The organism is Streptomyces sp. NPDC041205 (assembly GCF_055591765.1).
Genome location: NZ_JBVIZH010000001.1, coordinates 327,710 through 341,420 on the forward strand (window position 1 = coordinate 327,710; position 13,711 = coordinate 341,420).

The following is a 13,711-nucleotide window of genomic DNA, read 5'->3' on the forward strand; positions in this document are numbered from 1 at the left end:
GGCAGGGATGGTCCAACGCACTGCAACCCGGCAGTCGGCGTGACAGGGAGGCACGGCATTGGCATCCGTCGCATGTGTTCCCTCGGTCCCGGCGCCCGGTGACGCCGGCGGACTCCGCGAGCGGGCCCGCGGGGCGATGCTCGGCCTCGCCGTCGGCGACGCGCTCGGCGCGCCCGCGGAGAACATGAAGCCCTCCGAGATCCGCCGCCGCTGGGGCCGCATCACGGGGTACGTCGTCGAGCATCCGGCGGGCACCGACGACACCGAGTACGCCATCTTCTCCGGCCTCCTTCTCGCCCGGCACGGCTCCGCGCTCACCGTCGCGCACGTCGAGGCGGCCTGGCACCAGTGGATCGCCGACCTGGACGAAGGCCCGTTCCGCGGCGCGGGGTTCAGCGAACGCGGCACCCTGGAGAACCTGCGCCGGGGCCTCGCCGCGCCCATCTCCGCCCAGCACCGGCACGCCTGGAGCGACGGCCTGGCGATGCGCGCCGCACCCTTCGGCGTCTTCGCCGCGGGCGCCCCCGCCGAAGCGGCCCGCCTCGTCGCCGTCGACGGCACGGTCAGCCACGAGGGCGAGGGCATCCACGGCGGCCGGGCGGTGGCGGCGGGCGTGGCGGCGGCGATGGCGGGGGCGCCGGTGGAGTCGGTGGTCGCGGCGGCCCTGTCGGTCATCCCGGCGGACAGCTGGACCGCCCGCTCGCTGCGCCGCGCCGTGGCCGTCGCCCACCGCGGCGAACGCGCGGTCCGCTCGGCGGTCGTCATCGGCGGCTACCCGTGGACGGACCTCGCCCCCGAGGCGGTCGGCCTCGCCTTCGGCGCGTACGCGGCCGCCGGGGGCGACTTCACGACGGCGGTCCTCACGGCCGTGAACATGGGCCGCGACGCCGACACCACGGCGGCGGTCGCGGGCGCCCTCGCGGGCGCGACCTGCGGCGCGACAGCGATCCCCCCGGAGTGGTCCACCCCCATCGGCCCGGCCCTCGGCACCTGCCTGCCCTCGATGCGCGGCCATCACGTCCTGGACATCGCAGAGTTGCTCACGCCCGACCTGGACGGTGAACGGTGATGAGGTCCCGTACGACTCCCCTCACCGCTGTGGGCGGTCGTCCCGCGGGGCGAGTGGCGCCTCCCCCGCTGGAGCGGAGCCGAGAGCTTGGGGAGGGGCGGGCACAACCCCCGGTGCCGGGCACCACCACACGGGCCCGCGCCGAAGGCCTCCTCCTCGGCCTGGCCGCGGGCGACGCCGCGGGCTGGCCCGCCGCCCGCCACCGCGCGGCGCGGATGCCCACCTGGACCCGCCGCCTCACCCGGGAACTCGACACCTTCGCCGAACACAACGCGACCACCACCCTCCCCGTCCCCATCGCCCTGAACCAGCCCCCCGAACCCCTTCGCCTCGGCCCCTCCGACGACGCCGAATGGGCGGCCTTCACCGCCGAAGCGGTACTGAAGGCGACGGACGGCACCCTGGACCAGACCCTCACCAGGGACCGCCGCACCCGAGCCACCCTCGCCCTGGCCTGGAACACCCTGGCCAGCGAGGTGGCCGCGGCGGCGGCCCGCGCCCCGGAGGTGGAGTCCGCCGTCCTCCCCCTGCGCGCCCGCATCTCCGTACGCGCGGGCCTCGGCAACCTGGCCGCGGGCCTGCGCCCACCCGCCACCGGCCACGACAACCCGCACTTCTTCGACGACGCCGCCTGCGTACGCGCCTGCGTCCTCGCCCTGGTGCACCCGGGCGAGCCCGAACGGGCCGCCGACCTGGCCGAGTTCGACGCCCGCTACACCCAGGACGGCGACGGCGTGCACGGCGCCCGCGCGATGGCCGCGGCGATCGCGACCGCACTCGTGGGCGCGCCCGCCGAGGAGGCCGCGGCCGCCGCCCTCGCCCAACTGCCCGCGCACACGGAGATCGGCCGCAACGCCCGCCACGCCCTGGACCTGGCCCGCGCCCGCGCACAGGACCAGCGCCCCGGCGACGCCACCTTCGCCCTGGTCCCGCTCCTGGAGCACCAGATCGTCGACCACGTCTACAGCTACGGCATCGCCGCCGCCGAGACCGTCCCGGTGGCCCTTGCCCTGGCCGTCGCCTCCGGGGGCCTGATCCGCGAGGCGGTTCCCGCGGCCGCCTGCCTGTCCCGCGTGGCGGACTCCGCGCCCGCGCTCGCCGGTGCGCTGACCGGCACCCTGGCCACGGCGACCGCCATCCCGTACACGTGGCGGGAGACCTGCCGCACCCTCTCCGGCTGCGCCCTGCCCCGCCTCGCGGGCACCGATCTGGTGGAGCTGGCCGGGCAGTTGGCGCGGGCACACACCGAACCACCCACCCCACAGGAGGACTCGGGACATGCCACCACTGGATCCGACACCGGGCAGCTCCCTGGCGAGCCGCCCGACGCTGACCCTCGCCGACCGCGTGACGGGCGCCCTGGTCGGCGCGGCGGTCGGTGACGCGCTCGGCGGCCCCGTCGAGGGCTACTCCCCCGACCAGATCGCGGAGCGCCACGGCGGCCGCGTCCGGGGGGTCGTCGGCCCCTGGAACGGGGACGACTGGCGCACGGCCCGCCCCATCGCCCCGTACCACAAGGGCGACGGCCACATCACCGACGACACCTTGATGACCCACGCGCTGGTCCGCGTGTACACCACGGTCCGCGACCACCTCGACGCGTACGCGATCGCCGACCACCTGGTCCCCGACCTGATCACCACCCCGCGCTGGATCCCCGAACTCGAAGCCGACGCCCTCCCCCTGCACCGCCTCTTCCTCGCCGAGAAGTGGCTCGTGGCCCGCCTCCACTACGGCCACGTGGATCCACGCGAGGCGGGCGCGGGCAACATCGTCAACTGCGGCGCCGCGATGTACATGGCGCCGGTCGGCCTGGTCAACGCGGCGAACCCGGCGGGCGCGTACGCCGAGGCCCTGGACGTCGCGGGCGCGCACCAGTCGTCGTACGGCAGGGAGGCGGCCGGAGTGTTCGCGGCGGCCGTGGCGGCGGCCTGCGTCCCCGGCGCGACGCCCGCGTCCGTCGTCGACACCTGCCTCGCCCTGGCGAAGGACGGCACGCGCGCGGCGATCGAGGCGGTGGCCGAAGTGGCGTCCGGGTACGACGAGTTCGAGCCCGCGCTCGCCCCGCTCCGGACGGCGATCGCCCCCTTCGACACGGTCGGCCCGGACTACCGCGCCCCGTCCCTGGGCGCCCGCCGCCCCTCCCGCCTGCACGCCATCGAGGAGCTGCCCGTCGCCCTCGCCATGCTCCTGATCGCCGACGGCGACTACCGCCGGGCCGTCCTCGGCTCGGTGAACTACGGCCGCGACTGCGACTCGACCGCCACGATGAGCGGCGCCCTCGCGGGCGCCCTGCGCGGCGCGTCCGCGGTCCCCGAGGACTGGTCGACGACGGTCGCCGAGGCAAGCCGCCTGGACCTGCACGCCCCCGCCACCACCCTCACCGAAGTCACCCGGGAGATCTTCGCCAAGGACCGCGCCCGCCGGCGCGCCCACGAGTCGGCGTTCACGACCCTGACGGACACCGCCGGATGATGCGCCTGACCTGGCTGCAGCCCGAGGACCTGCTCCCGCACGAGTTCCGCCAGGCGCGGGAGGAGGGCAGGGACGTCACGGAGGCGACCGCCCGCTGGCTGGCGGCGGGCGGCCGCGCCACGCCACCACGGTCGGGCGCGTCCCCGAACCAGGCCTCGCCGGAGCTGCGCGCCCTGGCGGAGACCCTCTTGACCGAACTCACGACGGAACGGGAACAGGAAGGGGAAGGGGAAGACGAGACCGAAGCGGCCACTCTCCAGCCCGTCCGGCGCTTGAGGGCGAGGCGCGAAGCGCCGATCCGGCGGGGGCCTGTCCCACCCGCACGGGACATCCACCCCCTTTCAGCCCGTCCGGCGCTTGAGGACGAGGCGCGGAGCGCCGACAGCGGGGGTCCGGGGGCGCAGCCCCCGGGTTCGGGAAGGGGCGGGCTTGGGGAAAGCCCCGCAGGGCCCGCCCACCTGACCCGCCTCCACGCGGCCTGGCTGGGCCGAGCCACAGGCTGCCTCCTCGGCAAGCCGGTCGAAAAGCTCCCCCTGGAAGGCATCCGCGCCCTCGCGAAAGCCACCGGCAACTGGCCCCTGACCACCTGGTTCACAGCAAGAGACGTCCCACCCGAACTGCTCACCACGTACCCCTGGAACAGGCGCTCGGCCCCCACCTCCCTCGCCGAGAACATCGACGGCATGCCGGAGGACGACGACCTCAACTACCCCCTCCTGAACCTGCTCCTCCTCCAGCGCCACGGCAAGACGTTCACGACGCACGACGTGGCCACGCTCTGGCTGGAGGAACTCCCGGCCGCGCGAACGTTCACGGCGGAACGCGTGGCGTACCGCAACCTCCTGAACGGCGTGCCGCCACCCCGCACGGCCCGCCACCACAACCCGTTCCGCGAATGGATCGGCGCCCTGATCCGCGCGGACGTGCACGGCTGGACGAACCCGGGCGACCCGGCGTCGGCGGCGGAGCAGGCGTACCGGGACGCGTGTCTGACGCACACGGGCAACGGCGTGTACGGGGCGATGTTCGCGGCGGCGACGATCGCGACGGCGGCGTCGGGGACGGCCGACGTGCACACCAGCCTGGCGGCGGGCCTCGACGTGGTCCCGCCGGACTCGCGCCTGGCCGCCGCGGTGCGCCGCGGCATCCGGCTGGCCGGGGAGCACCGGGACTTCGACGCCGTGGTGGACCGGCTGCACGCGGAGTACGGCAGGTACCACTGGGTGCACGTCGTCCCGAACGCGGCGCTGCTCGCGGCCGCCCTCACGCACGCCGACGGCGACTTCACGGCCTCGATCACGCGCGTGGTGTCGGGCGGCTGGGACACGGACTCCAACGGGGCGACGGCGGGCTCGGTCGCGGGCCTGCTGTCCGGTCGCCCGGACGCGCTCCCGGACCGCTGGACGACCCCGCTCGGGAACCGGCTCGCGACCTCGGTCGGCGGCTTCCACGGCACCGGCTTCGACACCCTCGCGCGGCTCACCGCGCACCTGACCCCCGACCCCACCCCCCAGGAGGCACCCCGCCCATGACCCGGCCCCACATCGCCGTACTCGGCAGCACCAACATGGACCTCGTCGCGTACGTGGCCAAGGCCCCGCAGCGCGGGGAGACCGTCACCGGCCGCGAGTTCCGCACCCTCCCCGGCGGCAAGGGCGCCAACCAGGCCGTCGCCGCGGCCCGCGCGGGCGCCACCGTCGCGATGATCGGCGCGGTCGGCAACGACGGCTTCGGCACCCGACTGCGGTCCGCCCTGGACCACTCGGGCGTGGACACCGACCTGCTGCGCACGGTCGAGGGCCAAAGCGGCACGGCCCACATCGTCGTCGACGACGACGGCGGCAACGCGATCGTCGTCATCCCCGGCGCGAACGCCACGCTCACCTCGCTGTCCGCGGGCGACAAGGCCGAGATCGCCTCCGCCGCCGCGCTCCTGCTCCAGTTGGAGGTCCCGCTGGAGGGTGTCCTCGCCGCCGCCCGGACCGCCCGCGAGCACGGCGTGCGCACCATCCTCACCCCGGCGCCCGCGCAGCCCCTGCCGCCCGAACTCCTCGCCGCCACCGACCTGTTGCTCCCCAACGAGCACGAGGCCGCCGCCCTCACCGGCATCACCGACCCGGCCGCCGCGGCCCAAGCGCTCCTCTCCCAGGTCCCGGAGGTCGTCGTGACGCTGGGCGCGGCGGGCAGCCTGTACGCGGCCCGGGGCGCCGAGCCCGTCGTGGTGCCCGCGCGGCGGGTCGCGGCGGTGGACACGACGGGCGCGGGCGACACCTTCGCGGGCGCGCTCGCGGTGGCACTCTGCGAGGGCAACTCCCTTCCTGATGCCTTGAGTTGGGCGTCGGCGGCGTCCGCGCTCTCGGTGCGGCGCACGGGAGCGGCGACCTCCATGCCGTACCGCGCGGAGATCGACGCCGAAGCGGGAGCGACCGCATGACCTCCGCGAGCGACGACACGCCCCCGTCAGCGCCCCCGACCCCACCGCCACCCCTGACAGGCCTGCGCGTCCTCGACCTGGCCACCCTCTTCGCCGGTCCCCTCGCCGCCACCCTCCTCGGCGACTTCGGCGCGGACGTCGTCAAGGTCGAGCACCCCACCCGCCCCGACCCGTCACGGGGGCACGGCCCGGCGAAGGACGGCGTCGGCCTGTGGTGGAAGCTGCTCGGCCGCAACAAGCGCACGATGACCCTCGACCTCTCCACTCCGGGCGGCCGCGCCACGCTCCTTCGCCTCGCCGCCGACGCGGACGTGATCGTGGAGAACTTCCGCCCCGGCACCCTGGAGAAGTGGGACCTCGGCTGGGCGGAGCTGAGCGCCGCGAACCCGCGCCTCGTCCTGGCCCGCGTCACCGGCTTCGGCCAGTTCGGGCCGTACGCGCGCCGCCCCGGGTTCGGCACCCTCGCGGAGGCGATGAGCGGGTTCGCCGCGGCCACCGGGGAGCCGGACGGGCCGCCGACGCTGCCGCCGTTCGGCCTCGCGGACTCCATCGCGGGCCTGACGACGGCGTACGCGGTCATGACCGCCCTGGCGGCGCGCGAGCGCACGGGCCGCGGCCAGGTCGTCGACATGGCGATCATCGAGCCGATCCTCACGGTCCTCGGCCCGGGGCCCCTCTGGTACGACCAACTCGGCCACGTACAGCCCCGCACCGGCAACCGCTCCGCGAACAACGCGCCCCGCAACACCTACCGCACGGCGGACGGCAAGTGGGTCGCCGTCTCCACCTCCGCCCAGTCGATCGCCGAGCGCGTGCTGTGTCTCGTGGGCCGCCCCGACCTGGCCGCCGAGCCGTGGTTCGGCTCCGGCACGGAGCGCGCCGCCCACGCGGACGTGCTCGACGAGGCGGTCGGCGCGTGGATCGCCGACCGCACCCGCGCCGAGGTGATCGAGGCGTTCGAGAAGGCGGAGGCGGCGGTGGCCCCCATCCAGGACGTACGCGACGTCATGACCGACCCCCAGTACGCGGCCCTCGGCACCATCACCACCGTCCCGGACCCGGAGCTGGGCGACCTGCGCATGCAGAACGTGCTGTTCCGGCTCAGTGACACCCCCGGCGCCATCCGCTGGGCGGGCCGCCCGCACGGCGCCGACACGGAGGCGATCCTCACCGACCTCGGCCTCACCGACCCCGAGATCACCGCGCTGCGCGAGGCGGGCGCGCTGTGAGACCGATCCCGCTGACCTGGCTGTACGTTCCCGGGGACCGGCCCGACGTGGTGGCGAAGGCGCTCGTGGCGGGCGCGGACGTGGTGGTGGTCGACCTGGAGGACGCGGTGGCCCCGGCCCGCAAGGAGTACGCCCGCGCGGCCACCGCGGAACTCCTCGCCGAGCCGCCGTCCCCGCCGTCGCCCGGAGCCGCACGCCCTGCCGTGCAGGTCCGCGTGAACGCGCTCGGCACCCCGCTGTCCGACGCGGACCTGCGCGCCATCGCCCCGCTTCCCGGCCTCGCCGGGCTGCGGCTGCCCAAGGTCACCTCACCGGCCGACGTGATCCGCGCGGCGGAGCGGGCGGCGCCGCACGACGGCGGGGCGCCCGCCCTGCACGCCCTCCTGGAGTCCGCCCTCGGCATCGAGCGGGCCCACGCCATCGCCACCGCGCACCCGGCCCTGCGCGGGGTGTCCATCGGGGAGGCCGACCTCCGCGCCGACCTGGGCGTACGCGAGGACGCGGGGCTCGACTGGGCGCGCTCACGGGTGATCGTGGCCGCGCGGGCGGCGTCGCTCCCGGCGCCGCCGCAGTCCGTCCACCCCGACATCCGCGACACGGACGGCCTCGCGGCGTCCTGCGCGCACGGGCGCACCCTGGGCTTCCTGGGCCGCGCGGCGATCCACCCGCGCCAGCTCCCGGTGATCGAGCGCGCCTATCTGCCCACCGCGCGGGAGGTCGAGCAGGCCGAGTCGGTCCTCAAGGCGGCGGCGTCCGAGGAGGGCGCGCTGGCCCTCCCCGACGGCCGCTTCGTGGACCGGGCGGTGGTGGAGCAGGCCCGCAGGACGCTGGCCCTGGCCGGGAGCGGGCCGTAGCGAAGCCCGTCAGCCCTTGTCGGCCGGCGCGTCCGTGGACTTCGGCTCGGACGGGGCCTTGGTCAGGGACGGGGCCTTGGCGTCGCCGCCGGTCGTGGCGTCGGCGGGCTCCTTGTCGCCGACGTCGGCACCGGTGTCGTCGGGGCCCGCGAGCTGCTTCTCCTCGGCGGCGCCGGGTTCGACGATCTCCTCACGGCCGGGCCGCGTCCGCGCCGACACCACGAAGTAGACGACGGCCAGGACGAAGACGAGCAGCGCCGTCCAGTTGTTCAGGCGCAGGCCGAGGACCTCGTGCGCGTCGTCGACGCGCATGTACTCGATCCAGAAGCGGCCGACGCAGTACGAGGCGACGTACAGCGCGAAGGCACGGCCGTGGCCGAGCTTGAAGCGGCGGTCGGCCCAGATGACGAGGACGGCGACGCCGATGCACCACAGCGACTCGTACAGGAACGTCGGGTGGTACGTGCCGGGGACCCGGCCGTCCTCCGCGGAGGTGATCTTCAGTGCCCACGGCACGTCGGTCTTCTTGCCGTACAGCTCCTGGTTGAACCAGTTACCCCAGCGACCGATGGCCTGGGCGACGGCGATGCCGGGCGCCAGGGCGTCGGCCCACGCGGGCAGCGGGATGCCCCGGCGGCGACAGCCGATCCAGGCGCCGACGGCGCCGAAGGCGATGGCGCCCCAGATGCCGAGCCCGCCCTCCCAGATCTTGAAGGCGTCCACCCAGTCACGGCCGTCGCTGAAGTACAGCTGGTAGTCCGTGATCACGTGGTAGAGGCGGCCGCCGACGAGTCCGAAGGGCACTGCCCAGACGGAGATGTCGGCCACGGTGCCGGGTCGGCCACCGCGGGCGATCCACCGCTTGTTGCCGAGCCACACGGCAACGAAGACGCCGATGATGATGCAGAACGCGTAGCCGCGCAGCGGAATCGGGCCGAGATCGACCACTCCGCGCGAGGGGCTGGGGATGTAGGCAAATTCCATGGCAGGGTCGACGCTACCGTGCCGGGCGGCGGCGACGGCAGCCAGCCCCGCAACGGGTCCATAACGGGCCCTGACGCAGGCGGGCCCGGGGCGGAGCCGACGCCTCCGTCCCCGGGCCGTGACCGCCGTCGGCTGATCCGCGGCCACTGGTGATCCGCGGCTACTGGTTCGCCTTCTCCACCATGGCCTTGAGCTTCTGGGGGGTCAGCGGATTCTGCTGGTCGCTGAAGATGTCCTTGCCGTCGAGCAGGACCGTGGGCGTGCCGCGGAGCTTGGCCTTCTGGAAGGCCTCGTGGGACTTGCCGACCCAGCTGTTGTGGGTGCCGTCGTTCACACACTTCTTGAACGGGGCGGTGACGAGGCCTTCGACCTTGCCCGCGAGGTCGATCAGCTTGGCGTTGTCGGCGAAGGCGTCGTCGGGCTCCGGCGGCTGGTTCTTGAACAGCTCGTCGTGGTACGGAGCGAACTTGTCCGCGTCCTGGGCGCAGGCGGCGGCGTTGGCGGCGTGCAGGGAGCCGCTGCCGCCCATGTTGCCGTCGATGAGGGTCGCGAGGTGGTAGTTCACCTTCAGCATGCCCCGGGCGGCGAGGTCGTTGATCGTCGAGCGGTACATGTCCTCGAAGTTCTTGCAGGCCGGGCAGCGGAAGTCCTCCCAGACCGTGAGCGTGGACTTCGCGCTGTCCTTGCCGAGCGGGATGGACAGCCTGCCCTCGCCGCTCGCTCCCTTCGGCACGACGACCGGACCCGCGGTGTCCTTGTCCTTCTTGTCGTCGCCCGCGTTGGCCGCGAGCACGCCGACGACCGCGGCCAGGCCGAGCACGCCGACGACGGCCGCGCCGACCAGGAGCGCGCGGCGCCGCTTGTCGCGTGCCTTCTGCCGCTCCCGCTCCACCGCGAGGCGTTCACGGGCCGATTGCTTACCTTCTCGGTTCTTCTCGCTCACATCCGGGCAAACGAACCGGGGAGGCCCGTGCGGCCTCCCCGGTCCCAGGTCCACCCTTAAGGATTACGCGTGTTCGCGTACGCCCTTCGCCAGTTCACCCGCGAGCTCGCGGACCGCGGCGACCCCGGCCGCCTCGTCGTCGGCGTCCAGCATCCGCTGGACGAACGCCGAGCCGACGATGACACCGTCGGCGAAGCCCGCGACCTCGGCGGCCTGCGCGGCGTTCGAGACGCCGAGGCCGACGCAGACCGGAAGGTCGGTGGTGGCGCGGGTGCGCTCCACCAGGTCCTGCGCCTGGGCGCCCACGGACACGCGGGTGCCGGTGACGCCCATCAGTGAGGCCGCGTACACGAAGCCCGAACCGGCCGCCGTGATCGTCGCGAGCCGGGCGTCCTTGCTGCTCGGCGCGACGACGAAGACGGTGGCGAGGCCGTGCTTGGCCGCGTGCTCGCGCCACAGCGCCGACTCCTGCACCGGCAGGTCGGGCAGGATGCAGCCCGCGCCGCCCGCCTGCGCGAGCTCGGCGGTGAAGCGCTCCACGCCGTAGCGGTCGATGGGGTTCCAGTACGTCATGACGAGCACCGGCTTGCCCGTGGCGGCGTGCGCCTCGCGGACCGTGCGGAACACGTCGGCGATCTTCACGCCGCCGCGCAGGGCGATGTCGTCGGCGGTCTGGATGACCGGCCCGTCCAGGACGGGGTCGCTGTGCGGCAGGCCGACCTCGACGACGTCCGCGCCGCCGTCGAAGGCCGCCTTGATGGCCTCGATGCCGCCGTCCACGGTGGGGAAGCCCGCGGGGAGGTAGGCGATGAGGGCCGACCTGCCCTCGGCCTTGGCGGCGGCGAGGGTGTCGTTCAACAGCTGGATGTTCCCGCTCACTTGGCGTCCCCCTCGATCTCGGCGTGTCCGCCGGCGGCGTCCGCCGCGACGGCGGCGTCCGTGTCGTACAGGTCGAAGTAGCGGGCGGCGGTGTCCATGTCCTTGTCGCCGCGGCCCGACAGGTTGACGATGATCAGCCCGTCCTTGCCCAGTTCCTTGCCGACCTCCAGGGCGCCCGCGAGGGCGTGCGCGCTCTCGATCGCCGGGATGATGCCCTCGGTGCGCGAGAGCAGGCGCAGGGCCTCCATCGCGGCGGCGTCGGTGACCGCGCGGTACTCGCCGCGGCCGCTGTCCTTGAGGAAGGCGTGCTCGGGGCCGATGCCCGGGTAGTCGAGTCCGGCCGAGATCGAGTACGGCTCGGTGATCTGGCCCTCCTCGTCCTGGAGGACGTAGCTGCGCGAGCCGTGCAGGATCCCCGGCTCGCCCGCCGTCAGGGTGGCTGCGTGCTCGCCGGTCTCCACGCCGTGCCCCGCGGGCTCGCAGCCGATGAGGCGTACGTCGGCGTCCGGGATGAACGCGTGGAACAGGCCGATCGCGTTGGAGCCGCCGCCGACGCAGGCGACGGCCGCGTCGGGCAGGCGGCCAGCGCGCTCCAGGATCTGGCGGCGGGCCTCGACGCCGATGACGCGGTGGAAGTCGCGGACCATGGCGGGGAAGGGGTGCGGGCCCGCCACGGTGCCGAACAGGTAGTGGGTGTGGTCGACGTTGGCCACCCAGTCGCGGAACGCCTCGTTGATCGCGTCCTTGAGCGTACGGCTGCCGGACTTCACCGCGATGACCTCGGCGCCGAGCATGCGCATCCGGGCCACGTTGAGCGCCTGGCGCCGGGTGTCGATCTCGCCCATGTAGATGGTGCACTCGAGGCCGAACAGCGCGCAGGCGGTGGCCGTCGCGACGCCGTGCTGGCCCGCGCCGGTCTCGGCGATGACGCGGGTCTTGCCCATGCGCTTGGTGAGCAGGGCCTGCCCGAGCACGTTGTTGATCTTGTGGGACCCGGTGTGGTTCAGGTCCTCCCGCTTGAGGAACACGCGGGCGCCACCGGCGTGTTCGGCGAACCTCGGCACCTCGGTGAGGGCGCTCGGGCGGCCCGTGTAGTTCACGAGCAGGTCGTCCAGTTCGCGGGCGAACTCCGGGTCCGCCTTCGCCTTGTCGAACTCGACGGCCACCTCGTCGACGGCGGCGACCAGCGCCTCCGGGATGAACTTGCCGCCGAACGCGCCGAAGTACCCTTCGGCGCTCGGGATCCGACCCTCCGGGTCGGGGATGAAGTACTCGCTGGGCATGTCGAACCTCGCGTGAATGTGGGTGGACTGTCGGTCACCGTATGCGAGCGCCTCTGGCCGGCGGGGGCGGCAGCCGTCCCGCCGCTGCGCGGCGGGTTTCCCACCCGCCCGCCTGTGAACCTGGGCCCCGGGGTTCCGAAAAACCCCGTGCCGCTCGGTCGCACGTGCGGGTGCGGAAGCTGTCCCGCCGCTGCGCGGCGGGTTTCCCACCCGCCCGCCCGTGCATGTCGGCCCCGGGCGACGGGAAAACCCGTGCCCTCAGCCGCGAGTGCGGGTGCTGTCCCGCCCACCCCGGGGGTCCAGGGGGCAGAGCCCCCGGTCTCGGGAAGGGGCGGGCTCGGGGAAGAGGAATCCGCCGCCGCGGCGAACAGCCCCGACGGCGCGTCCCGGCGGTGCCGAACGTGCCGCTAGCCGTGCCGCAGGCAAAGGCGCGCGTCGTCGCGCGAGCGCCATCGCATGCCGTTCACCTGGCCGGGCTCGTCCCCGATGACGTACCGCACCCGCCGCCCGTGCACGCGCCGCGCGGGCGCCCTGCACCCCCGCGGCCGACAGCCGCGGGCAAGGCGGGCGTACGGGTCACGGGCGCCCGAGAGGCCCGCGGGCCCCGGCGGGACCGAAAGACCCACCGGCGCCGCCGACCGCACGCACGCGCGGCCGCCGTCCGGGCGCGGGCCCGGGCGGTCGGCGGCGGCGAAGAGGTCGGCGGGCACGGGTGCGGGTCAGCTCCTGCCGTGCCGGAGGGCCGGGTGGGCCCCGGCGGCGACGAGGTCGGACACCGCGCCCCGCGGGTCCCGGCCGGTGACGAGGGACTCGCCGACGAGCACGGCGTCGGCGCCCGCGTTGGCGTAGGCGATGAGGTCGTGCGGCCCGCGCACCCCGGACTCGGCGATCTTCACGACGGAGTCGGGCAGCTCGGGCGCGACCCGCTCGAAGGTGTCGCGGTCGACCTTGAGGGTCTTCAGGTCGCGCGCGTTGACGCCGATGACCCGCGCCCCCGCGTCGACGGCCCGCTCGGCCTCGTCCTCGTCGTGGACCTCCACGATCGGGGTGAGGCCGATGGACTCGGCGCGCTCGATCAGCGACTCCAGGGCCGGCTGGTCGAGGGCGGCGACGATCAGCAGGGCGAGGTCGGCGCCGTACGCCCTGGCCTCCCAGAGCTGGTACGACGTGACGATGAAGTCCTTGCGGAGCACCGGGATGTCGACCTTGGCGCGCACGGCCTCCAGGTCGGCGAGCGAGCCGCCGAAGCGGCGCTCCTCGGTGAGCACGGAGATGGCTGCGGCGCCACCGGCCTCGTAGTCGGCGGCGAGCCCCGCGGGATCGGCGATCGCGGCGAGCGCGCCCTTGGACGGGCTGGAGCGCTTGACCTCGCAGATGACCTTGACGCCGTCACCGCGCAGCGCGGCGACCCCGTCCTTGGCCGCGGGGGCCTTCGCCGCGCGCTCCTTGAGCTCGTCGAGGCTGACGCGCGCCTGCCGCTGTGCGAGGTCGGCGCGGACTCCGTCGATGATCTCGTCGAGCACACTCACGCGAGCGGCCCCCTTCCAGGACGGTTGAATCT

The 13,711-nt window shown here is 74.5% G+C and carries 13 protein-coding genes; 7 read left to right on the forward strand and 6 right to left on the reverse strand.

Annotated elements, in window-relative coordinates; all coding sequences use genetic code 11:
* Positions 1–58 precede the first annotated feature (58 nt).
* Genes ACZ6BG_RS01470 through ACZ6BG_RS01500 form a run of 7 tightly spaced genes read left to right on the forward strand, consistent with a single transcriptional unit; the run spans position 59 to position 8,061 of the window.
* Positions 59–1,069: an ADP-ribosylglycohydrolase family protein gene (locus ACZ6BG_RS01470; protein ID WP_468995235.1), complete on the forward strand. Its 1,011-nt coding sequence runs from the start codon at positions 59–61 to the stop codon at positions 1,067–1,069.
* Complete coding sequence (locus ACZ6BG_RS01475; protein ID WP_468995238.1) at positions 1,069–2,451, forward strand: ADP-ribosylglycohydrolase family protein; 1,383 nt, start codon at positions 1,069–1,071, stop codon at positions 2,449–2,451. Before ACZ6BG_RS01470 ends, ACZ6BG_RS01475 begins: the two co-directional genes overlap by 1 nt.
* Positions 2,348–3,544 carry an ADP-ribosylglycohydrolase family protein gene (locus tag ACZ6BG_RS01480; RefSeq protein WP_468995242.1) on the forward strand — a complete coding sequence of 399 codons (1,197 nt, stop codon included), beginning with the start codon at positions 2,348–2,350 and terminating at the stop codon, positions 3,542–3,544. The genes ACZ6BG_RS01475 and ACZ6BG_RS01480 overlap by 104 nt, the downstream gene beginning before the upstream one ends.
* Positions 3,541–5,076, forward strand: coding sequence for an ADP-ribosylglycohydrolase family protein (locus ACZ6BG_RS01485; protein WP_468995245.1), 1,536 nt, complete (start codon positions 3,541–3,543; stop codon positions 5,074–5,076). Before ACZ6BG_RS01480 ends, ACZ6BG_RS01485 begins: the two co-directional genes overlap by 4 nt.
* Positions 5,073–5,978 carry a ribokinase gene (gene rbsK, locus ACZ6BG_RS01490; RefSeq protein ID WP_468995249.1) on the forward strand — a complete coding sequence of 302 codons (906 nt, stop codon included), beginning with the start codon at positions 5,073–5,075 and terminating at the stop codon, positions 5,976–5,978. Before ACZ6BG_RS01485 ends, rbsK begins: the two co-directional genes overlap by 4 nt.
* The gene (locus tag ACZ6BG_RS01495) at positions 5,975–7,207 is read left to right on the forward strand and encodes a CaiB/BaiF CoA transferase family protein (RefSeq protein WP_468995252.1); all 1,233 of its coding nucleotides are present in this window, start codon (positions 5,975–5,977) and stop codon (positions 7,205–7,207) included. The genes rbsK and ACZ6BG_RS01495 overlap by 4 nt, the downstream gene beginning before the upstream one ends.
* Entirely contained in the window at positions 7,204–8,061 is an 858-nt protein-coding gene (locus tag ACZ6BG_RS01500; RefSeq protein WP_468995256.1) for an HpcH/HpaI aldolase/citrate lyase family protein, read from the forward strand. The genes ACZ6BG_RS01495 and ACZ6BG_RS01500 overlap by 4 nt, the downstream gene beginning before the upstream one ends.
* A 9-nt stretch (positions 8,062–8,070) precedes the next feature.
* On the opposite strand, the gene lgt is transcribed toward ACZ6BG_RS01500, so the two are convergent.
* The 6 genes from lgt to trpC form a co-directional block, all read right to left on the reverse strand.
* Positions 8,071–9,045: a prolipoprotein diacylglyceryl transferase gene (gene lgt / locus ACZ6BG_RS01505; protein ID WP_468995258.1), complete on the reverse strand. Its 975-nt coding sequence runs from the start codon at positions 9,043–9,045 to the stop codon at positions 8,071–8,073.
* Positions 9,046–9,205: 160 nt separating this feature from the next.
* On the reverse strand, positions 9,206–9,988 hold the full coding sequence (locus ACZ6BG_RS01510; RefSeq protein WP_468995260.1) for a DsbA family protein: 783 nt from the start codon (positions 9,986–9,988) through the stop codon (positions 9,206–9,208).
* Between the two features lie 63 nt (positions 9,989–10,051).
* A complete protein-coding gene (gene trpA, locus ACZ6BG_RS01515; RefSeq protein ID WP_468995264.1) occupies positions 10,052–10,867 on the reverse strand; it encodes a tryptophan synthase subunit alpha in 816 nt (271 codons plus the stop codon).
* Positions 10,864–12,150 carry a tryptophan synthase subunit beta gene (gene trpB / locus ACZ6BG_RS01520; protein ID WP_468995267.1) on the reverse strand — a complete coding sequence of 429 codons (1,287 nt, stop codon included), beginning with the start codon at positions 12,148–12,150 and terminating at the stop codon, positions 10,864–10,866. The genes trpA and trpB overlap by 4 nt, the downstream gene beginning before the upstream one ends.
* A 407-nt stretch (positions 12,151–12,557) precedes the next feature.
* Positions 12,558–12,776: a tryptophan biosynthesis modulator TrpM gene (trpM, locus tag ACZ6BG_RS01525; RefSeq protein WP_468450110.1), complete on the reverse strand. Its 219-nt coding sequence runs from the start codon at positions 12,774–12,776 to the stop codon at positions 12,558–12,560.
* A 93-nt stretch (positions 12,777–12,869) separates the two neighbouring features.
* On the reverse strand, positions 12,870–13,679 hold the full coding sequence (gene trpC, locus ACZ6BG_RS01530; RefSeq protein ID WP_405654112.1) for an indole-3-glycerol phosphate synthase TrpC: 810 nt from the start codon (positions 13,677–13,679) through the stop codon (positions 12,870–12,872).
* Positions 13,680–13,711 lie beyond the last annotated feature (32 nt).